Origin of the sequence: Streptomyces sp. MAR4 CNX-425 (assembly GCF_048656465.1) — a bacterium.
In the GTDB taxonomy this organism is placed as follows: Bacteria; Actinomycetota; Actinomycetes; order Streptomycetales; family Streptomycetaceae; genus Streptomyces.
The window spans coordinates 161,653-181,672 of sequence record NZ_JBMDLF010000009.1 but is presented as its reverse complement, the minus strand read 5'-3'; the positions used below and the strand labels follow the sequence as shown (position 1 = coordinate 181,672).

Genomic DNA, 20,020 nt, shown 5'->3' with positions numbered 1-20,020 from the left:
CCCGGCCGATTCGGCCCGGGTCAGCTCAGCCCCGCCGCCCGCGCCCGCGCCACCGCCGGGCCGATCGCCGCCGCCAGCGCCGCCACGTCGGCCGCCGTCGACGTGTGCCCCAGCGAGAACCGCAGCGTCCCGCGCGCCAGGTCCGCGTCCGCCCCCGCCGCGAGCAGCACGTGGCTGGGCTGCGCGACGCCCGCGGTGCAGGCCGAGCCGGTGGAGCAGGCGATGCCCTGCGCGTCCAGGAGCAGCAGCAGCGAGTCGCCCTCGCAGCCGGGGAACGAGAAGTGCGCGTTGGCCGGCAGCCGGCCGGCCGGGTCCGGGTCGCCGTTGAGCACCGCCTGCGGCACGGCGGCGCGCACCGCGGCCACCAGGTCGTCGCGGAGCGCGCCCACCTCGGCGGCGAACTCCGCGCGCCGCTCGGCAGCCAGCTCCCCGGCCACCGCGAACGCCGCGACCGCCGGCACGTCGAGCGTGCCGGAGCGCACCTCGCGCTCCTGGCCGCCGCCGTGCAGCAGCGGCTCGGGCGCGTACTCCCGGCCGAGGAGCAGGGCCCCGATGCCGTACGGGCCGCCGATCTTGTGCCCGGTCAGCGTCAGCGCCGCCAGCCCGCTGCCGCCGAAGTCGACCTCGGCCTGGCCCGCGGCCTGCACCGCGTCGGCGTGCAGCGGCACGCCGTACTCGCGGGCGACGGCGGCGAGTCCGGCGACGGGCAGCACGGTGCCGATCTCGTTGTTCGCCCACATCACCGTCGCCAGCGCCACGTCGTCCGCGCCGCCGCGCGCCAGCGCCGCGCGCAGCGCGTCCGGGTGCACCCGCCCGTACGGGTCGACCGGCAGCCACTCGACGGTGGCGCCCTCGTGCTTCTGCAGCCAGTCCACGGCGTCCAGCACCGCGTGGTGCTCGACGGGGCTGGCGAGCACCCGGGTACGCGCCGGGTCCTCCGCGCGCCGGGCCCAGTACAGGCCCTTGACCGCCAGGTTGTCCGCCTCGGTGCCGCCGGAGGTGAAGACGACCTCGCTGGGCCGGGCGCCGAAGGCGGCGGCCAGCCGCTCCCGGGACTCCTCGACCGTACGCCGCGCCCGCCGGCCCGCGGCGTGCAGCGACGAGGCGTTGCCGGTGACGGACAGCTGATCGGTCATGGCCCGCACCGCCTCGGGGAGCATCGGGGTGGTGGCGGCGTGGTCGAGGTAGACGGCCTGGTCCATGGTGGCTCCGATTCTACGGCGCGCGCCGCCCCCGCCGAACGCCGCCTTCCGGCCGTACGCCCCCGGGCCCGCGCCGCACCGCCCGCCGGGTCGCCCGCGGCCGCCTCAGCCCTCCCCCGCCGCCCGGCTGCGCCGCTGCCAGGCGCGCGGCGCGCGCCAGCGGTACCGCAGCGCCAGCAGCCGCAGCGCGAACGCCAGCGCCGCCGCGGCCGTCGCCGAAGCGGGCGCGACCGCGTCGAAGCGGATCAGCAGCGCCGTGGCCGCCGCGCCGACCAGCGCCGGCACCGCGTACACCTCCCGGTCCCAGCGCAGCAGCGACGGCACCTCCCCCGCCAGCAGGTCGCGCACGACGCCGCCGCCGGCCGCGCTGGTCAGCCCGAGGACCGCGGCGGAGGTGAGGCCCAGCCCGTACTCGTACGCCTTGAGGGTGCCGGTGACGCAGAACAGCCCCAGCCCCGCGGCGTCGAAGACCATGACCGCGCTGGTGATCCGCTCCACCTCGGGGTGGAGGAAGACGACCAGCAGCGCGGCGACGAGCGGCGTGAAGAGGTACCCCGGCTCGGTGAACGCGGCCGGCGGCACCGCCCCGATCACCAGGTCCCGCAGCACGCCGCCGCCGAGCCCGGTGGCCAGCGCCAGCACGGCGATGCCGAAGACGTCGAAGTTCTTCCGCACCGCCAGCAGCGCGCCGGAGATCGCGAAGACGAAGATCCCCGCGAGGTCGAGCCAGTGCTGCAAGGACGGGGTGAACAGCTCGTCCGACACCACGCCCCCGCTGACCGCCGGTCCGTCCTACTTCGTGTCGTCGGGTGCCTGGTCGGGCGCGTTCTCCGGGTGCCAGCAGGCGGTCCGCCGGCCGGGCTTCAGCTCCAGCAGCGGCGGCTCCTTGGTCTTGCAGACCTGGGTGGCCTTCCAGCACCGGGTGTGGAAGCGGCAGCCGGACGGCGGCTCGATCGGCGACGGCACGTCGCCCTTGAGCAGGATCCGCTCGCGCTGCTGCCGGCGCTTGGTGTCCGGCACCGGCACCGCGGACATCAGCGCCTTGGTGTACGGGTGCAGCGGCGCCTGGTACAGGCTGTCGCGGTCGGCCAGCTCGACGACCTTGCCCAGGTACATGACCGCGATCCGGTCCGAGACGTGCCGGACGACGGACAGGTCGTGGGCGATGATCACGTAGGTGAGCCCGAACTCCTGCTGGAGGTCGTCCAGCAGGTTGACCACCTGCGCCTGGATGGACACGTCCAGCGCCGAGACCGGCTCGTCCGCCACGATCAGCTTCGGCTGGAGGGCCAGCGCGCGGGCGATGCCGATGCGCTGCCGCTGGCCGCCGGAGAACTCGTGCGGGTAGCGGTTGTAGTGCTCGGGGTTCAGGCCGACCCGTTCGAGGATCCCCTGGACCTCCTTCTTCACCCCGCCCTCAGGCGTGACGTCCTGCAGCTTGAACGGGGCGCCGACGATCGTGCCGACGGTGTGCCGCGGGTTCAGCGACGAGTACGGGTCCTGGAAGATCATTTGCACGTCGCGGCGCAGCGGGCGCATCCGGCCGGTGCTCAGGTGCGTGATGTCCCGGCCCTGGAACTCGACGGTGCCGGCGGTGGGCTCCAGCAGCCGGGTGATCAGCCGGCCCATGGTGGACTTGCCGCAGCCGGACTCGCCGACCACGCCCAGGGTCTCGCCGGGCAGCACGTCGAAGTCGATGCCGTCCACCGCCCGCACCGCGCCGACCTGGCGCTGGAGCAGGCCCTTGCGGATGGGGAAGTGCTTGGCGAGCCCGGAGACCCGCAGCAGCGGCTCGGTGCCGGCGGCGGGCTTCTTGCGCAGCCGCCCGCCCGGCGCGGGCTCGGCGGTCCCGGCGTCGGCGCCGGCCGTCTTCGCCGCGGCGTCGGTGCCCTTCGGGTCCCCCGCGCCGGCCGCCTTCGGGTCCCCCGCGTCAGTGGGCTTGTCGGCCTTCGTCTCGGGCACAGCCTCGTCCTTCACAGCTTCGGCGCAATCTCTTCGGTGTAGATGCGCTCCCGGTCTTCCTGCCGCAGGTGGCAGGCGGCGAAGTGGCCTCCCCCACCGGCTACGCCCTCACTGGCGGGGGTGCCCCCATCGCCCACCTCGCGCAGCTCGGGCCGTACGGTGCGGCTGGCGTCGTCCGCGGGCACGTCCGCGTAGGGGCAGCGGGGGTGGAACGCGCAGCCGTTCGGCACGTTGATGAGGCTCGGCGGGCTGCCCTTGACCGGGGTGAGCCGGTCGGTGGCCTCGCGGTCGATGCGCGGCATGGAGCCCAGCAGGCCCCAGGTGTACGGGTGCTGCGGCCGGTCGAAGATCTGCTCGGCCGAACCCTTCTCCACGCACCGGCCGCCGTACATCACCAGGATGTCGTCGGCCAGCTCGGCGACCACGCCGAGGTCGTGGGTGATGATGACGACCGCGGAGCCGAACTCCTTCTGCAGATCGCGGATCAGGTCGAGGATCTGCGCCTGGACGGTGACGTCCAGCGCCGTCGTCGGCTCGTCGGCGATGAGCAGCTCGGGGTTGTTCACCAGCGCCATCGCGATCATCGCGCGCTGGCGCATGCCGCCGGAGAACTGGTGCGGGTAGTCGTCGACGCGCTTGTCGGGCTGCGGGATGCCGACCCGGTCGAGCATCTCGATCGCCCGCTTGCGCGCGGTCTTCTTGTCGACGTCGTGGTGGACCCGGTACGCCTCCACGATCTGGTACCCGATCTTGTAGTACGGGTGCAGCGCGGACAGCGGGTCCTGGAAGATCATCGACATCTCGCGGCCGCGCAGCCGGCGCACCGCATCGGGCTCCGCGGACAGCAGCTCCTGGCCGTTGAGCCAGATCTCGCCGGAGAGCTGGGCGCGCCGGCGCTTGCCGTACTGCCCGGCGGTGTGCAGCCCCATCACCGCCAGCGAGGTGACGGATTTGCCGGAGCCGGACTCGCCCACGATGCCGAGCGTCCTGCCCTTCTCCAGCTGGAAGGAGAGCCCGTCGACGGACTTCACCAGGCCGTCGTCGGTCGGGAAGTGGACCTTCAGGTCCCGGATGTCCAGGAAGGCCGACGGCCCCGTGCCGGTGGGCACGGGCTCGCCGACGGCTCCCGTCTTCGTCAGGCCGGTCACGAGACCCTCACCCTCGGGTCGATGGCGGCGTACACGAAGTCGACCACCAGATTGCACATCACGATGAAGAAAGCGGCGAACAACGTGACGCCGAGGATCGGCGGCAGGTCGTTCTCGTTGATGGACTGCACGGCCCAGGAGCCGACCCCGTCGAAGGAGAAGACCGTCTCGGTGATCACCGCCCCGCCGAGCAGCAGCGCGAAGTCCATGCCGAAGATGGTGACGATGGGGGTCAGCGCGGAGCGCAGCCCGTGCCGGGTGATCACCACCGGCTCCTTCAGGCCCTTCGCGCGGGCGGTGCGGATGTAGTCCTCACCCATGGTCTCCAGCATCCCGGCCCGGGTGAGTCTCGCATAGAGCGCCGAATAGAGGAACGCCAGCGAGAACCAGGGCAGCATCAACCCCTGGAACCAGCGCACCGGATTCTCGGTGAGCGGCGTGTATTCGTTCGGGAAGATCTCCCAGTTGAAGGTGAACAGCGCCAGCGCGACGGTGCCGGTGAAGAACATCGGCAGCGAGACGCCGGCGAGGGCGATGCCCATCGCCGCGCGGTCGAAGAACGACCCCGGGCGCAGCGCGGAGATCACGCCCGTCGTGACGCCGGAGAGCAGCCACAGGACGGCGGCGCCGATGGCCAGCGAGGCGGTGACCGGCAGCCGGTCCAGCATCTCCGGCCAGACCTCCACGTGCTTGCGGAAGGAGTAGCCGAGGCAGGGCGCGTTGCACTGCGACGGGTCGGGCCCGAAGTTGAACTCCCGGCCGGCGAAGATGCCGCGGATGAAGTCCCAGTACTGGACGTAGACGGGATCGTCGAGGCCGAGGTTCTTCTTGACCGCTTCGATGGTCTTTTCGTCGGGGCTCTTGCCGATGTACTGCGCGGCCAGCTGGTCGGGGGTGCTGCCGGCCAGCCGCGGCAGGACGAAGAAGATGGCGTAGGTGATGGCGCTCACGACGAAGAGCAGCATCACCGCGGCCAGCAGCCGCCGGATGAAATACGCGAACACGAGGGCGTGCCTTCCACGGTCCGGGCGGCGCGGGCGGTGCCGGTGGGGGCACCGCCCGCGCAGCCGGTGGGGGTGCTACTTCAGGCCGAGGTTCAGGTAGTCGTACTGACCGCTGAACGCCTGCGAGACCACCAGGTTGGTGACCTCGTCCGAGCGCTGGTGCAGGACCTTGAAGTAGGAGAGGGGCACGATCGCCGCCGTCTCCATCATCTTCTTGTCCACCTCGACATAGGCCTTGGCGCGGGCCGCCTTGTCCGGGTTGGCGATCGACTCGTCGAGCAGCTTGTTGATCTCCGGGTCGTCCAGGTACGAGATGTTCGTGTTACCGGACTCGCCGAGGGCGCCGCCGTTGGCGATCTGCTGCAGGAAGCCGTAGCCGCTGGGCCAGTCGGCGCCCCACTGCATCATGTACAGACCCGCGTTGTTGTCCTGGCCCCACTTCCGGGAGCCCGCGAAGTCGGTGAAGTACTTGCCGCCGGGGAACTTCTGGATCTCGGCGTTGATGCCCACCTTCTTCAGGGCCGCCTGGATCGCGGTGGCGTTGTCGATCTCGTCCTGCCGCTCGGTGCGCGCGGTCAGCACGGTGTCGAAGCCGTTGGGCTTGCCGCACTCCTTCAGCGCGGCCTTGGCCTTCTCGACGTTGCCCTTGCTGCCCTCGGTGGCGTACGGGTCCTCGTAGGACTCGTGGCCCGGGACGTCGGGCGGCAGCACGGTGGAGGCGATCTCGCCCTTGGGCTCGCCGCCGAGCGCGCGCATTGAGGAGTCCTTGTCGATCGCGAACTCCACGGCCTTGCGGCAGTTGACGTCGTCGAGCGGCGCCAGCTGGGTGTTCATCGCCAGGTAGGTGAGCCGGCCGCCGGTCGGGTTGTCCAGCATGTTCGACTCGTCCCGCAGCATCTGGGACTGGGTCTGCGCGGTCACCCCGAGCGCGTCGAACATCACGTGGGTCTTGCCCGCCTCGATGTTCTTGTCGATGGTCTCGTGGTTGACCTTGAAGCGGACCTCGATCTTGTCCGGCAGCTGCTTGCGGATCTTGTCCGTCTTCGGGTCCCACTGGTCGTTGCGGACCAGGGTGGCGGACTTGTCCAGGTCGAAGCTCTCGAACTTGTACGAGCCCGAGGAGACGATGTTCTTCTGGTAGTCCGAGCCGTTGTCCTTGTCCCGCGGCACCGGCGCGGTCTGCGTCATCGCGGCCAGGTAGTCGAACTCCTGGAACGGCTGGTTGAGGTTGAAGACGATGGTGTAGTCGTCCGGCGTCTCGATGGACGCGATGCCCTCTTCGCTCTTGTCCTTGTACGGACCCTGGTAGTCGTCAGGGTTCTCCAGGTACTGCGCGAAGTAGTTCGGGCCGAGCGAGAGGACGTCGCGGGCGAAGTTGCTCCGCTCGACCGCGTACTTGATGTCCGCGGTCGTGATCTCGGTGCCGTCCTCGTACTTGACGCCCTTCTTGATCTTGTACGTCCAGGTCTTGCCGCCGTTGCTCGACTCGCCCGGGGCCGTGGCGAGGTCCGGCACCGGCTCCGCGGCCTGCGCGCCCGGGCCGGGGGCGTAGGTCATGAGGGAGCGCGCGTACAGCCGGCTGAAGTTCCACATGTAGCCGTAGTACGTGTTGCCCGGGTCCATCGAGTCCGGCACGTCGGCCGACTCGTAGACGAGGGTGCCGCCCTTCTTGTCGGACGGGTTGAGAACCTTCTCGATCGCCGCGTTCGCGGCCGCGCCGCCGCCCTCGTCGCCCTCGTCGTCGTCGTTGCCGCCACCGCCGCAGGCGGAGACGGTCAGCGCGACCGAGACGGCAACCGCGAGCATGGCGGCTGATTTCGACCTGAGTTTCATGGTGAGGCGTTGCCCCCTGGTTCGGAGTGATGGGACGAGAGCGGGTACGGCGGGTGCCGCGCCCAGACTGCTTCTTGGGGTCATCGGCGTCATCGGCGGCCCTTGGGATCGAGTGCGTCCCTGAGCCCGTCGCCCAAGAGGTTGAAGGCCAGCACGGAGAGGAAGATCGCCACGCCCGGCACGACCATGAACATCGGGTCGACCTGGTAGTAGTCGATCGCGCTGCTCAGCATGCCGCCCCAGGAGGCCTGCGGCGGCTGGATACCCACGCCGAGGAAGCTCAGCGCCGCCTCGAACAGGATGTTGGTCGGAATCAGCAGCGTGGAGTAGACGAGAATCGGCCCCACCAGGTTCGGCAGCAGCTCCCGGAAGAGGATGAAGGGGCCGCGCGCGCCCAGGCTCTTGGCCGCTTCGACGAACTCGCGTTCGCGCAGGCTGATCGTCTGGCCCCGGACGATGCGGCCGATATACGGCCAGCTGAAGAAGCCGATGACGAAGATCAGCACCCCGATGTGCAGCTCCAGCCCCTTCAGCCCGAACGCGCCGCCCTGGAGTGCGGCGGAGATGGAGATGGCGAAGAGCAGCACCGGGAAGGCCAGGAACGTGTCCATGGTCCGGCTGATGATCGTGTCGGCCCACTTGCCGTAGTAGCCGGCGATGACGCCGAGAACGGTGCCGAGAACGACCGCGACCATGGTGGCGCCGAAGGCCACGAGCAGCGAGACCCAGGAGCCCTCCAGGATCCGGGTGGCGATGTCGCGGCCCAGCTTCGGCTCCACGCCCAGCGGGTGATCCCAGCTCATGCCGCCGAACGAGCCGTACGGCGTGGCCAGCGAGGGGTCGACGAGGTCCTGGTTCAGCTTGTTGGGGTCGAGACCGAGGATCGCCTGGATCGGGCGGGAGAGCGCGGCGGTCAGGATGAGGAACACCACGACGATGCCGCCGGCCATGGCGATGCGGTCGCGCTTGAGCCGCATCCAGGCGATGCGGCCGAGTGAACGGCCCTCGATCCGGCTCTTGTCCACGCCCTCGACGAGAGCTTCCGGCGCCGCCTCGGCGGCGCCGGCTGTCTCGATAGGTGCCGTCATGTTGTGGGGACCCCTCTCGAGCGGCGGCGTCCCGCCGTCGTCCGCCGCGGTAGCGGCTCATTCGCTTCGCTGGTGCAAGTCATGCCGTGGTGCTGTCGGTGCCGTAGTGCGTGATCATGAATGTCTGTCGTCGCACAGGGGAACGACAGCCTCCTGACGGGGGGAGTCTTCAACGCGCTCGGGATCACTCGCCAGCCCCCGAGGGGAATGGATGCGCAAACGTGATGCGATGCAGTGGATACCGTTATCCGGACATCACACCGCCGCTGAGCGGATCTTCCCCGCCCGGATAGCGGGATATGCGCGGACATAACGGGCGGGGTCCCGGAACCGGGTTCGCCGAGGGCTTTCGGCCCGGTTCTCAGAACCCGGGGGCGGGCCCGGGCTGCCAGCCGGACTGGTGGGCGCCGCCCGCGGGGTGCGGCGGCGGGTACCCGTAACCGGCCGGCGGGGCGGCCGGGCCGCCGCCGTGGGCGCCGCGGTCGAAGAACGGCCGGGCGTTGGCCCGCATCCACATCGCCACCGGCTCGTGGTCGTCGGCCAGCGCCACCGTGGAGACCGCCAGGCCCGGGGGCACGGCGGCCACCGACTCCTGCATCATCGCCTGCGCCGCGGCGACGGACTGGGGGCCGGTGTCGTAGAGGTCGATGCCGATGGCCAGGTACGGCTCGCCGAGGGCCGGCTGCACCCAGGCGCGGCAGAGCGTGCGCACCGCGGGGGTGCGGTGGGCGGTCTGGCCCAGCAGGGCGTAGAACTGCGCTACGTCCACGACCGGCTCGGAGATCCGCAGCGGGCCCGCGGGCAGCCGGTCCAGGCCGGTGGCCAGCCGGCGCAGGTCGAGCCAGGGGACGCCGACGCCGCCGCCGGCGGCGTGCGGGTCGAGCCACAGGCCCCAGCGGTCGGGGTAGAGCGCGGCGGCGATCTCGGCGCCGGCGACGGGCTCGTGCGCGCCGGTCCAGCCGCTGGCGGCCAGCTCGCGGTCGGAGCTGAAGCAGGGCGCGTAGGCGTGGCCGTCGACCTGCATGCTGCCGTACTGCGCGTCGGGCGAGTCCGGGCGGCCCTGCCAGAGCAGCATCCACACCTGCCCGGCGGCCAGCGCGGCGAGCAGCGCCTCGTACGCGTCGTACCTGCCGGGAGCCATCTGGCGGACCAGTTGGTCCACACCCGCTCCCGGCGCCGCGCTCCCGCTCGCGCCCCCGTTCACCCTCGGCCCCAACCCTTCGTCCCGTCCGCCGCCACCGCCGCCCCCGGGCGGGCGCGTACGCGTGTCCGCCCGAAGGTCATCAAACCAGCTTAGAGCCTGCCTGTGTCACCCGACCCGGATGTAGAACGGCTCGACCTTGGCCCGCATCCAGGTGATCACCGGGTCCACGGCGGCGTCGAGGAACACCAGCTGCACCTTCCACGGCACCGGCCGCGCCCCCAGCGCCCGGCCCAGCGCCTCCACCGTCGCCTGCCGGCTCTCGTCGTACGTGTCCAGCAGCTCGACCCCGATGTAGAGCTGCTCGCGGCCGCCCTCCACGCTCGCCAGCCCCCGGCGCGCGCTGCGCACCACCCCGATCCGCTCGAACTCCTCCCGGGCGACGGCCAGGAAGTCCACCGGGTCGTCCTGCCAGTCCGGCGTGAACAGCCGCACCCGGCCGCCCCGCGCCTCCCCCGGCAGCCGCGGCGCCCCCCGTTCCCGGCGGTCGCGGCACAACTCAGCCACCGCCGCCGGCGGCAGCGGCACGCCGACCGTGCCGCCCGGGTTGACCGCGATGCCGAGCTGCGGCGGCAGCCCGCGGGCGAACTCGCGGGCGGGCGCGACGGTGAACGACAGGTGCGACCCGGCCACCCGCAGGAACTCCTCCTGCGAGGAGAACACCGGCACGTACGGCGCGCCGCCGATGTCGGTCGTCGGCACGTTCAGCGACACGCTGTCCGGGCCGCCGCCCTCGGGCAGTGGCACCCACAGGCTGCTGCGGCCCAGCACCTCCAGCAGCCGCGGGGCCGCCTGCGGGTTGCCGAGGGAGGCGGCGAGCACCTCCTCCAGCTCGTTGCCGGGGAAGCCGCCGGTGGCGGGGGGCTGCGGGGAGCGGTAGTCGAAGCTCATCGGGACCAGCCAACTGTCGGGGGATGAACGTCGGCACCCTAACGGCTGCGAGCGTTCGCGGGCGAAGCCCGTACCTGCACACGGTGGAGCCCTCGCACCCACCCGACCCCGGATCAGGGAGCCCCTCTGCCATGCGTACGAACGCCACGCGTACGAACCGAACGGGCGGCCTGGCCGCCACCGTCGTCTCCGCCGTCGCCGGCGGCGCGCTCGTGCTCGGCACGGCCGGACCCGTGGCCGCCGGGCCCGCCGGGCTCACCGGGCCCCAGGCCGCCCCCGGGGGCGGCCGGAGCGCCGCCGCGGCGGGCGCCGCGGCCCCGGCCGCCGCGGACGTCGACGCCTCGACGCTGCGGCTGCTGGCGGAGCTGGGCCGGCTCACCGACACCACCGCGCGGGCCGTCGAGCGGATCCAGCGGGCCGTCGCCGACGGCGGCCGCCTCCATCCGCGCACGCTGCCCGACTACCGGTCGCCCCTGGACGCGGTGGGCGCGGCGGCGAAGACCCGGGGCCGGGTCAAGTCGATGAAGGCGCGGGAGACGACCGCGCTGGCCGAGGCGGTCGCGTCGCTGCGGACGGAGCTGGCCGGTCTGGTACGGGCCGGGGAGGCGGGCGACCGGACGGCGGTGGACGAGCGGGCGTCGGTGGCCGTGGCGGCGCTGGTGCGGGTGCTGTCGGCGGCGGCGGCCAGCGGGCTGGTGCCGGCGGGGCAGCCGCCCGGGGCCGCGGCGGCGAACGCGGCGGAGCCGCCGGAGCTGCCGGCGGGGACGGGCGCGTAGGCGGTGGGGCCCCGGGCGGCTGGCCGGGCCGGGAGTGGTCCGGCGCCGGGTGGCACGCCGGGCGGGCGCGCGCCGGAGCCGCCGGCTGCCGGACCGGGCGCACGCCCGCGGGCGGACCACGGAACCGCGGCGCCGCCGGCGCGCCCGGGCCCGCCTCCACCGGTTCCGCGCGCGGACCGCCCCGGCGCGCACCGCTCCGCGCGCGCCCTCACCTCAGCGGGCGTGCGCTGCCCGCCGTGCCCTCACCCGGCGTGCGCTCATCCGGCGTGCACTCACCCGCCGTGCCCCCGGCCGAAGCTGATCCCCCGCAGCGTCCCCGCCGCCGCCCCGTCCAGCACCAGCACCGACGCGCACCTCGCCGCCAGCCCCCCGTCGCCCGCCGCGTCCAGCAGCCGCCGGTGCGCCCACCGGTGCCGGGCGAAGGCGTACCGCGACACCGCGCGCCCGCGCGCCTCCTGCCGCTCCCGCGCCACCTCGGCCGGTATGTCCAGCACCACCACGTGCAGCCCGCGCCCGTACCGCCGGGCCTGTCCGGTCAGCCACCACCGCACCCACGGCAGCGTGCCGCAGTCGTGCACGACGAGGCTGCCGCCGGCGCGTACCGCGAGCCACAGCCGCGCGTAGTGGTCGACGCGCACCAGCGGCCGGTACAGCCCGTACGGCAGCCGCCGCCCCAGCCGGCGCGCCCAGCGTTCGCGTACGTACTGCGAGTCGATCAGCACCACCTCCGCCCGCGGCTCCGTCCGCCGCATCAGGGTGCTCTTGCCGCTCCCCGGCAGCCCGGAGATCACGACGATGTCGCCCGCCGGATATCGGAGCCGTTCCCGGGAGGCCGCCTGCTCCACCGTCACGCCGCCTCCCGCGCCCGCCCACCGCTGCCCGCCACCAGCCTGGCAACCCCGGCGGGCCCCGACAAGGACGCGTCCGGCGCAACGGAAGACGGTCTCCCAGTTCCTCGCGCCGTCCCGCGATCCCCGGCCGCGTGCAATGATGGGCCGGCCAACTCCATACCGGCCGTTCGAACCCGCGCGGGAGAGTCCCGGTGCCTCACCGCACCGGGCGCCGAAGGAGCAAGTCCTCCCTTGAATCTCTCAGGCCCCGTCACCGCGCGGGCGAGGCAGATCTGAAAAGCGGGCCGTGCCCGGCCGCAGTGCCGGCGCCGCCCCACCCAAGGTGCAAGCCACGCTCCCGCGGGATCGTGGCGAACCTCTCAGGTTCCGATGACAGATGGGGAGGACACGACCACCCCCTGTCCGGGAGCCTGACGATGACCACTGAGAGCCCTGCACCGCGCCGCACCGCGCTCGACGCCACGCACCGCGCGCTCGGCGCCACCATGACCGACTTCGCCGGCTGGGAGATGCCGCTGCGCTACGGCAGCGAGCGCGAGGAGCACGTCGCGGTGCGCACCCGCGCCGGCCTCTTCGACCTCTCCCACATGGGCGAGATCACCGTCTCCGGCCCCGGGGCCGCCGTGCTGCTGGACTACGCGCTGGTGGGCCGGCTCTCGGCGGTACGCCCCGGCCGCGCCCGGTACACGATGATCTGCCGCGAGGACGGCGGCATCCTCGACGACCTGATCGTCTACCGGCTCGCCGACGAGCAGTACATGATCGTCGCGAACGCCGCCAACGCGCAGACCGTCCTGGACGCGCTCGTCGAGCGGGCCGCCGGCTTCCCGGGCGCGGTGGTACGGGACGACCGGGACGCGTACGCCCTGATCGCCGTGCAGGGCCCGGCGGCGGCCGGCGTCCTGGGCCGGGTCACCGACGCGGACCTGGACGGGCTCAAGTACTACGCCGGGCTCCCCGGCACCGTCGCCGGCGCCGAGGCGCTCGTCGCCCGTACCGGCTACACCGGCGAGGACGGCTTCGAGCTGTTCGTACGCCCCGCGGACGCCGTCGCCGTGTGGGAGGCGCTGACCGCCGCCGGGCAGGACGACGGCCTGGTGCCGTGCGGGCTCTCCTGCCGCGACACCCTGCGGCTGGAGGCCGGCATGCCGCTGTACGGGCACGAGCTGAGCACCGCGCTCACCCCCTTCGACGCCGGCCTCGGCCGGGTCGTCAAGCTCGACAAGCCCGGCGACTTCGTCGGCCGCGAGGCCCTCGCGCGGGCCGCCGAGCGCGCCGCGGCCGAGCCGCCGCGGGTGCTGGTCGGCCTGGTCGCCGAGGGCCGGCGGGTGCCGCGGGCGGGGTACGCGGTGGTGGCCGGCGGCCACCGGATCGGCGAGGTCACCTCCGGCGCCCCCTCCCCCACCCTGGGCAAGCCGATCGCCATGGCGTACGTCGACCCCGCGCACGCCGCGCCGGGTCCGTCGGCCGCCACCGGCGTGGGCGTCGACATCCGCGGCAGCCACGAGCCGTACGAGGTCGTCGCCCTGCCGTTCTACAAGCGCCCCTGACCCTTCCGGCACCCCGCAGACCCGTTCCGGCACCCCGCGGAACCGTTCCGGCACCCCGCGAACCAGACCCGCCGGCACAACCCGACAGCCCTCCCCGGGCACAACCCCGACGAACCCCGATGAACCCCCGCACTCCCGCCCCAGGGTAGGCGGCCCCGCTGACAGCGGCGCCCCTTCCCGCCGCCCACCTCCCGATCCTGGAGAATCGCCTCATGAGCAACCCAGAGAACCTGCGCTACAGCAAGGAACACGAGTGGGTCGCGGCCGGCGACGACGGCGTCGCCACCGTCGGCATCACCGCCCACGCCGCGGACGCGCTCGGCGACGTCGTCTTCGTCCAGCTCCCCGAGGTCGGCGACACGGTCACCGCGGGCGAGCCCTGCGGCGAGCTGGAGTCGACGAAGTCCGTCTCCGACCTCTACGCACCCGTCTCCGGGGAGGTCACCGCCGCCAACGAGGCCGTCGTGTCCGACCCGGCACTGGTGAACTCCGGGCCGTTCGACGACGGCTGGCTGTTCAAGGTCCGGGTCGCGGGCGAGGCCGGCGACCTGATGTCCGCCGACGAGTACACCGCGTTCGCCGCGGGCTGAGCCCGCGCGCCGGCAGCCCGCCGCCCGCCCGTCCGCCAGCCGTCCGCCAGTCGTCCGCCCGCGTCCGTACGCCTGCCGCGCGCGTCCGTACCGCCTGCCGCCCGCGTCCGCCCTTTCCCACGGAAGGTTCCATGTCCCTTCTGAACGGCTCGCTCCACGAGGTCGACCCCGAGGTCGCCGCCGCCGTGGACGCCGAACTCAAGCGCCAGCAGTCCACCCTCGAAATGATCGCCTCGGAGAACTTCGCCCCGGTCGCCGTGCTGGAGGCGCAGGGCTCGGTCCTCACCAACAAGTACGCCGAGGGCTACCCCGGCCGCCGCTACTACGGCGGCTGCGAGCACGTCGACGTCGCCGAGGAGCTGGCCCGCGAGCGCGTCAAGGCGCTCTTCGGCGCCGAGGCCGCGAACGTCCAGCCGCACTCGGGCGCGTCGGCGAACGCGGCGGCGATGTTCGCGGTGCTGAAGCCCGGCGACACCATCCTGGGGCTGGACCTGGCCCACGGCGGGCACCTGACCCACGGCATGAAGATCAACTTCTCCGGCAAGCTGTACGACGTCGCCGCCTACCACGTCGACCCCGGGACCGGGCTGGTCGACATGGCCGAGGTCGAGCGGCTGGCCAAGGAGCGGCGGCCGAAGCTGATCGTGGCCGGCTGGTCGGCGTACCCGCGGCAGCTGGACTTCGCCGGCTTCCGCCGGATCGCCGACGAGGTCGACGCGCTGCTGCTGGTCGACATGGCGCACTTCGCCGGGCTGGTGGCCGCGGGCCTGCACCCCAACCCCGTGCCGTACGCGGACATCGTCACCACCACCACCCACAAGACGCTCGGCGGTCCGCGCGGCGGGGTCATCCTGTCCCGCCAGGCGCTCGCCAAGAAGATCAACTCGGCGGTCTTCCCCGGCCAGCAGGGCGGCCCGCTGGAGCACGTGATCGCGGCCAAGGCGGTGTCGTTCAAGGTCGCGGCGTCGGAGGAGTTCCGCGAGCGGCAGCGGCGCACGCTGGACGGCGCCCGGATCCTCGCCGAGCGGCTGCTGCGCGACGACACCCGCGCGGCCGGGGTCTCGGTGCTCTCCGGCGGTACGGACGTCCACCTCGTCCTCGTCGACCTGCGCCACTCCGAACTGGACGGCCAGCAGGCCGAGGACCGGCTCCACGAGATCGGCATCACGGTCAACCGCAACGCCGTCCCGAACGACCCGCGCCCGCCCATGGTCACCTCCGGCCTGCGCATCGGCTCCCCGGCGCTGGCCACCCGCGGCTTCACCACCGCGGACTTCGAGGAGGTCGCCGACGTCATCGCCGAGGCCCTCAAGCCGGGCTTCGACGAGACGAAGACCGCCGCCCTCGCCGCCCGGGTCACCGCCCTGGCCGAGAAGCACCCGCTGTACCCCGGCCTGTAGCCCGTACGTCCGGGGGCCCGCCGCCGTCGCGGGCCCCCGCCCGGGGCGTACGTCCCCACGAAAGGACAAAGGAGTCCCGAGTGGCAATCTCCGTCTTCGACCTCTTCTCGATCGGCATCGGCCCGTCGAGCTCCCACACCGTCGGCCCGATGCGGGCGGCCGGGATGTTCGCCCGCCGGCTGAAGAACGAGGGCCTGCTGGCCCACACCGCCGCCGTACGGGCCGAACTCTTCGGCTCCCTCGGCGCCACCGGCCACGGCCACGGCACCCCCAAGGCCGTACTCCTCGGCCTGGAGGGCCACTCGCCGCGCACCGTCGACATCGAGTGGGCCGACGGCGAGGTGGAACGCATCCGCACCACCGGCCGGCTGCACCTCCTGGGCGCCGAGATAGGACCCGACCACGAGATCCCCTTCGACGCCGGCGCCGACCTCGTCCTGCACCGCCGCCGCTCACTGCCGTACCACGCCAACGGCATGACGCTGGCCGCCTACGACGCGGACGGCGGCACGCTGCTGTCGAAGACGTACTACTCGGTGGGCGGCGGCTTCGTCGTCGACGAGGCGGCCGTCGGCGAGGACCGGATCAAACTCGACGACACCGTGCTGAAGTACCCCTTCCGCACCGCCGACGAAATGCTGCGCCGCACCCGGGAGACGGGCCTGTCGCTGTCCTCCCTGATGCTGGAGAACGAGCGGGCCTGGCGCACGGAGGCGGAGATCCGCGCCGGACTGCTGGAGATCTGGCGGGTCATGCGCGACTGCGTCGCCCGCGGCACCACCCGCGAAGGCATCCTCCCCGGCGGCCTGAAGGTCCGCCGCCGCGCCCCCGGCGAGGCCCGCCAGCTCCGCGCGGCCGGCGACCCGGCGGCGCACGCCCTGGAGTGGGTCACCCTCTACGCGATGGCCGTCAACGAGGAGAACGCCGCCGGCGGCCGCGTCGTCACCGCCCCCACCAACGGCGCGGCGGGCATCATCCCCGCGGTCCTCCACTACGCGACGGACTTCGTCCCCGGCGCCGACGACGACACCGCCGTCCGCTTCCTCCTCACGGCGGGCGCCATCGGCATGCTCTTCAAGGAGAACGCCTCCATCTCCGGCGCGGAGGTCGGCTGCCAGGGCGAGGTCGGCTCCGCCTGCTCGATGGCCGCCGGCGGCCTCGCCGAGATCCTCGGCGGCACCCCGGAGCAGGTGGAGAACGCCGCGGAGATCGGCATCGAGCACAACCTGGGCCTGACCTGCGACCCGATCGGCGGCCTGGTGCAGATCCCGTGCATCGAGCGCAACGGCATGGCGGCGGTCAAGGCGATCACCGCGGCCCGCATGGCGCTGCGCGGGGACGGGCAGCACTTCGTCTCGCTCGACAAGGCGATCAAGACGATGAAGGAGACGGGCGCGGACATGAAGGTCAAGTACAAGGAGACGGCCCGCGGCGGCCTCGCGGTCAACGTCGTGGAGTGCTGATCATATCTCCCCTGACCTGCGACTACAGATCTTTCAGAGTGGTCAGGGCCTTCCCTGCCTGTCCGGCGGGAAGTCCCGCGGAAGCCCCCGGACCGCTCTGAAAGTCCCTGAAGAGTCCCAGAGAAATCCCAGATCGGCCCGCGGTTGTCCGCCCCTCGAAGTCCTCCAGCGAGCCGCCGCGGTGCAGACCACGCCGTCGGAGTCGGGGCTGCCGTCGCCAGGGAGATCTGGCCGGGACTGTCCCCTCGCCTCCGCTCGGTCCGCGCGCGAGAGCGACCCGGCACAGCCGGAGCTTCCGCAGGGCCGCCGGCCCGGGCTTGGCCGGTCCCGCTTACCGGCCGTACAGCGTGGGCAGGTCCGCGAGGAGGATGTCTTCGCGGTGGTCGGCGAGCTCGATCAGGTCGGGGTAGAAGCCGTGCAGGGAGTACAGGGCCAGTACGGTGCCGGTGATGTCGTGGCCCTGGTCGGCGAGCAGGGTGCGGATGTGTTCGAGGCGTTGGAGGTCGCCGGTGCCGCGGCGCGCTGCGGTCGCTTTGGCCTCGCCCAGCAGGGCGATGCGGGTGCGCGGTGACTGCGGACGTTCGCCGGCGGCCAGGGCGATGACGTCGACCTCGTGTTTGGTACGGGCGGCCGGGTCGGCCACCTCAGTGGTGCCAACCGGTCCCGGCAGCCCGCCGGGCAGCAGCGGGTGGGCGTAGCGGCGGGTGAAGTCGCGGGCCAGGTCCTCGAAGTGCGGACCGACGATCTTGGAGTTGAAGGTGGGGGCGGCCTGCTGCCAGACCTGTTCGGCGAAGCCCTGCTCGACAGCTGCCGCCTGGGGCAGGGTGATGAGCTGGTTGAAGCGGATGACCGGGTCGGCGAGGGTGATGACCGGGTGCCGGGTGCGCAGGATGTCCTGTTCACGGCGGATGTAGCCGGTCGATTCCAGGACGCCCAGCGGGTGGGCGACGGCGTTGCGGGGGCGCTCCAGCGCGGCGCCGATCTTGCTGGGGGTGGTGGCGCCCTGGGCGATCGCGGTGAGGATGTCGTAATAGAGCGTGTGCTGGGTGATCCGTGGGTCCTCGCGCAGCAGGTATTCGGTCTCGGCGCGGGAGTAGACGGCACGGCCCGGGTCGAGCAGGGTCCTGCTCAGCCAGGTGTCGAAGCCGCCGTCGGGGTGCGGCCGGGCGGCCACCGAGCGGTAGCCGGGTGCGCCGCCGAGGACGGCGTGCACCTTCAGCGCGGTCTGCGGGTCGTCGATCTGCCAGAAGGCGCGGCTGTCGCGGTAGTCGAAGGGGCCGAGCCGCAGGTCGACCACGGCGCGGCCGCGCAGCGGCTTGGTGCCGGAGAGCAGTTCGTGCATGACGCTCAGCGCCGAGCCGCACATGATCAGCCTTGGGCCCGGGCCCGCGCCCGGCGCGGCCCGGCGCTGGCGTTCGTCATAGATCTGCTGGAGCAGTCCCGGAATCTCCGGCGAATGCTGCAGCAGATACGGCAGCTCGTCGATCACCAGCAGTGGGTACGTCGAGCGGGAGGTCACGTCCAGGGCACTGGCCAGTACGTCGCGCCAGTCGGTCAGCCGCAGACTGCCCGCGCGCAGGCCGGCATGGGCGGCGACCGTATCGGCGAACCGCTGGATCGCCGGCAGCCGCCCCTCCTCCCGCACGGCTGTCATGTACAGCCCCCCGGCCTGCTCGGACAGAGCCTGCAGCAGGTACGACTTCCCGTGCCGCCGACGCCCGGACACAATGCCCAGCCGCATAGCCGGATCCGGATCGGTCAGGAAGTCCGTCAGCAGACCCCACTCGCGGTCCCGGTCGACCACATCGCCCGGCTTGACCAGCACTCCGCTCGGCATCCGACCTCCACCATGTCGAGTGCTACAGATTTCGTCTAAGTCTACTTCGACGAAATCCGTCACACCACAGATAGCCGGCCGGCGACCCCCGCACAGGTCGCGGTGACGACTGCCGGATTCGTATCGGCGCAATCCCTCATCAGTGATCCGCGGTTGGCTCTCATGATCCGGCACGGCACACTGTCGACCAGTAACGTTCATGCGCCGCACCAGCACCGATCGGCCGGCCACGCTGTCCGCAACAGCAACAGGCAACGGGGAGGTGCGAGTGGACGGCGACGGCACCCCGATGGAGCGGCTGCGGGCTTTGGACCATCTGAGCCCGCGTGCGGCCGCCAAGGCATGGGGCGTACCGGCCAAGGACGTCAGCCGGGTCGCCACACAGATCACGTACGTCCGGGAAGGAATGTGGGGTGGGCTCGCCCGGGACCGCCCGCGGTGTCCTGCGCCGGTCACCTCGTTCTACGGCTTCCCGTGCAAGCTCCCTGTCGAGGAGGGCGGGGAAGTATGCGCCCTGCACCGCAAGGCCACCGGACACCCGGGCCCGGAGCTGGCCGACGAAGCCCTGGCCGTGGTGCAGACCCATCCGGGCTGGAAGGAGCTGCGCGAGCGGCTCTGGAAGATAGACAAGCGAGCGCTGCAGCGAGAACGGCTGCGCCTCAGCCGGGAGCTGGAGGCTGGAGCCTCGCTGACCGAGGAGGATTTCCGGCTCGCGGCGTTGCTCCTGCCGTCAGCCGACCCCGCAACCCAGGGCAGGCGGGCACTCGGGCTGCCCGGCCCTAACGACGGGATGGGTGATGCCGCCCGGCTCCGCGGACTCGGCGTCCTGCTGGCAGCCGTGGACGCCGCGGTGCTCGGGCTGCCAGTGGCCGGCCCCCGGCAGGCAGCCGGCGAACGCGCCCCGGCAAAGGCGGTCCCCAAGTCCCGCAAACCCGGGCCGCTCCTGTACTCGATCGCTGAAGCCGCTGAGCGCCTCGGCGTGAAGGCGTCATGGCTGCGCACCGAGTCGGCCGCCGGCCGCGTCCCGTATCGGCAGATCGGCGGTCACCGGATGTTCAGCGAGGAAGACCTGGAGCAGATCGTCAAGGACGCCTACCGGCCCAGCAGCGGCAGGACACGTTACGGACGCCGCTGACGCACCTGCCCCGTCCACGCGCTGTGCCGTGGAAGATCGCATCGTCCGCGATCCACCCGTAGGCTGGCGCTGCCGCCCCATTCCTCACC

The 20,020-nt window shown here is 72.6% G+C and carries 17 protein-coding genes and 1 riboswitch; of the genes, 6 read left to right on the top strand and 11 right to left on the bottom strand.

Annotated elements, in window-relative coordinates; translation table 11 throughout:
- Positions 1-20: 20 nt before the first annotated feature.
- The 9 genes from ACHZ99_RS24425 to ACHZ99_RS24385 form a co-directional block, all read right to left on the bottom strand.
- Positions 21-1,202, bottom strand: a complete 1,182-nt coding sequence (locus ACHZ99_RS24425; RefSeq protein ID WP_420306879.1) for a cysteine desulfurase family protein — start codon at positions 1,200-1,202, stop codon at positions 21-23.
- A 105-nt stretch (positions 1,203-1,307) separates the two neighbouring features.
- Positions 1,308-1,970 (bottom strand): trimeric intracellular cation channel family protein, encoded by a 663-nt coding sequence (locus tag ACHZ99_RS24420; protein ID WP_420306878.1) that lies wholly within the window; start codon positions 1,968-1,970, stop codon positions 1,308-1,310.
- Positions 1,971-1,994: 24 nt separating this feature from the next.
- Positions 1,995-3,179, bottom strand: coding sequence for an ABC transporter ATP-binding protein (locus tag ACHZ99_RS24415; protein ID WP_420306877.1), 1,185 nt, complete (start codon positions 3,177-3,179; stop codon positions 1,995-1,997).
- The gene (locus ACHZ99_RS24410) at positions 3,176-4,312 is read right to left on the bottom strand and encodes an ABC transporter ATP-binding protein (RefSeq protein ID WP_420306876.1); all 1,137 of its coding nucleotides are present in this window, start codon (positions 4,310-4,312) and stop codon (positions 3,176-3,178) included. The genes ACHZ99_RS24415 and ACHZ99_RS24410 overlap by 4 nt, the downstream gene beginning before the upstream one ends.
- Complete coding sequence (locus ACHZ99_RS24405) at positions 4,309-5,316, bottom strand: ABC transporter permease (protein ID WP_420306875.1); 1,008 nt, start codon at positions 5,314-5,316, stop codon at positions 4,309-4,311. The genes ACHZ99_RS24410 and ACHZ99_RS24405 overlap by 4 nt, the downstream gene beginning before the upstream one ends.
- Positions 5,317-5,391: 75 nt before the next feature.
- A complete protein-coding gene (locus ACHZ99_RS24400; protein ID WP_420307006.1) occupies positions 5,392-7,122 on the bottom strand; it encodes an ABC transporter substrate-binding protein in 1,731 nt (576 codons plus the stop codon).
- 116 nt (positions 7,123-7,238) lie between these two features.
- Positions 7,239-8,237: an ABC transporter permease gene (locus ACHZ99_RS24395; RefSeq protein ID WP_420306874.1), complete on the bottom strand. Its 999-nt coding sequence runs from the start codon at positions 8,235-8,237 to the stop codon at positions 7,239-7,241.
- Between the two features lie 361 nt (positions 8,238-8,598).
- The gene (locus tag ACHZ99_RS24390; RefSeq protein WP_420307005.1) at positions 8,599-9,378 is read right to left on the bottom strand and encodes an enhanced serine sensitivity protein SseB C-terminal domain-containing protein; all 780 of its coding nucleotides are present in this window, start codon (positions 9,376-9,378) and stop codon (positions 8,599-8,601) included.
- 168 nt (positions 9,379-9,546) lie between these two features.
- Complete coding sequence (locus tag ACHZ99_RS24385; protein WP_420306873.1) at positions 9,547-10,329, bottom strand: enhanced serine sensitivity protein SseB; 783 nt, start codon at positions 10,327-10,329, stop codon at positions 9,547-9,549.
- 131 nt (positions 10,330-10,460) lie between these two features.
- Between ACHZ99_RS24385 and ACHZ99_RS24380 the strand changes: the two genes are divergently transcribed.
- Positions 10,461-11,105 (top strand): hypothetical protein, encoded by a 645-nt coding sequence (locus ACHZ99_RS24380; protein WP_420306872.1) that lies wholly within the window; start codon positions 10,461-10,463, stop codon positions 11,103-11,105.
- 272 nt (positions 11,106-11,377) lie between these two features.
- Here the strand turns inward: ACHZ99_RS24380 and ACHZ99_RS24375 are convergent, their stop codons facing one another.
- The gene (locus ACHZ99_RS24375) at positions 11,378-11,956 is read right to left on the bottom strand and encodes an AAA family ATPase (RefSeq protein WP_420306871.1); all 579 of its coding nucleotides are present in this window, start codon (positions 11,954-11,956) and stop codon (positions 11,378-11,380) included.
- A gap of 168 nt (positions 11,957-12,124) precedes the next feature.
- Positions 12,125-12,222: riboswitch (glycine riboswitch) on the top strand.
- Between the two features lie 150 nt (positions 12,223-12,372).
- On the opposite strand from ACHZ99_RS24375, the gene gcvT reads away from it, so the two are divergent.
- From gcvT to ACHZ99_RS24355, 4 genes are all read left to right on the top strand, one after another.
- Positions 12,373-13,506 (top strand): glycine cleavage system aminomethyltransferase GcvT, encoded by a 1,134-nt coding sequence (gene gcvT / locus ACHZ99_RS24370; protein WP_420306870.1) that lies wholly within the window; start codon positions 12,373-12,375, stop codon positions 13,504-13,506.
- A 212-nt stretch (positions 13,507-13,718) separates the two neighbouring features.
- On the top strand, positions 13,719-14,096 hold the full coding sequence (gene gcvH / locus ACHZ99_RS24365) for a glycine cleavage system protein GcvH (protein WP_420306869.1): 378 nt from the start codon (positions 13,719-13,721) through the stop codon (positions 14,094-14,096).
- 131 nt (positions 14,097-14,227) lie between these two features.
- Positions 14,228-15,496 carry a serine hydroxymethyltransferase gene (gene glyA, locus ACHZ99_RS24360; protein ID WP_420306868.1) on the top strand — a complete coding sequence of 423 codons (1,269 nt, stop codon included), beginning with the start codon at positions 14,228-14,230 and terminating at the stop codon, positions 15,494-15,496.
- 80 nt (positions 15,497-15,576) lie between these two features.
- The gene (locus ACHZ99_RS24355; RefSeq protein ID WP_420306867.1) at positions 15,577-16,959 is read left to right on the top strand and encodes an L-serine ammonia-lyase; all 1,383 of its coding nucleotides are present in this window, start codon (positions 15,577-15,579) and stop codon (positions 16,957-16,959) included.
- Between the two features lie 331 nt (positions 16,960-17,290).
- Here ACHZ99_RS24355 and ACHZ99_RS24350 read toward each other — a convergent pair whose 3' ends face one another.
- Positions 17,291-18,796, bottom strand: a complete 1,506-nt coding sequence (locus tag ACHZ99_RS24350; protein WP_420306866.1) for an AAA family ATPase — start codon at positions 18,794-18,796, stop codon at positions 17,291-17,293.
- A gap of 199 nt (positions 18,797-18,995) precedes the next feature.
- Here ACHZ99_RS24350 and ACHZ99_RS24345 point away from each other — a divergent pair, with 199 nt between their 5' ends.
- Positions 18,996-19,931, top strand: coding sequence for a helix-turn-helix domain-containing protein (locus ACHZ99_RS24345; RefSeq protein ID WP_420306865.1), 936 nt, complete (start codon positions 18,996-18,998; stop codon positions 19,929-19,931).
- The last annotated feature ends 89 nt before the right edge of the window (positions 19,932-20,020 follow it).

What these genes read in the sequence shown, in the direction of transcription:
- ACHZ99_RS24425 (WP_420306879.1), bottom strand. Translation starts at nt 1,202, where the DNA reads ATGGACCAGGCCGTCTACCTCGACCACGCCGCCACCACCCCGATGCTC.
- ACHZ99_RS24400 (WP_420307006.1), bottom strand. Translation starts at nt 7,122, where the DNA reads ATGCTCGCGGTTGCCGTCTCGGTCGCGCTGACCGTCTCCGCCTGCGGC.
- ACHZ99_RS24395 (WP_420306874.1), bottom strand. Translation starts at nt 8,237, where the DNA reads ATGACGGCACCTATCGAGACAGCCGGCGCCGCCGAGGCGGCGCCGGAA.
- ACHZ99_RS24390 (WP_420307005.1), bottom strand. Translation starts at nt 9,378, where the DNA reads ATGGCTCCCGGCAGGTACGACGCGTACGAGGCGCTGCTCGCCGCGCTG.
- ACHZ99_RS24385 (WP_420306873.1), bottom strand. Translation starts at nt 10,329, where the DNA reads ATGAGCTTCGACTACCGCTCCCCGCAGCCCCCCGCCACCGGCGGCTTC.
- ACHZ99_RS24380 (WP_420306872.1), top strand. Translation starts at nt 10,461, where the DNA reads ATGCGTACGAACGCCACGCGTACGAACCGAACGGGCGGCCTGGCCGCC.
- gcvT (WP_420306870.1), top strand. Translation starts at nt 12,373, where the DNA reads ATGACCACTGAGAGCCCTGCACCGCGCCGCACCGCGCTCGACGCCACG.
- gcvH (WP_420306869.1), top strand. Translation starts at nt 13,719, where the DNA reads ATGAGCAACCCAGAGAACCTGCGCTACAGCAAGGAACACGAGTGGGTC.
- glyA (WP_420306868.1), top strand. Translation starts at nt 14,228, where the DNA reads ATGTCCCTTCTGAACGGCTCGCTCCACGAGGTCGACCCCGAGGTCGCC.
- ACHZ99_RS24350 (WP_420306866.1), bottom strand. Translation starts at nt 18,796, where the DNA reads ATGCCGAGCGGAGTGCTGGTCAAGCCGGGCGATGTGGTCGACCGGGAC.
- ACHZ99_RS24345 (WP_420306865.1), top strand. Translation starts at nt 18,996, where the DNA reads ATGCGCCGCACCAGCACCGATCGGCCGGCCACGCTGTCCGCAACAGCA.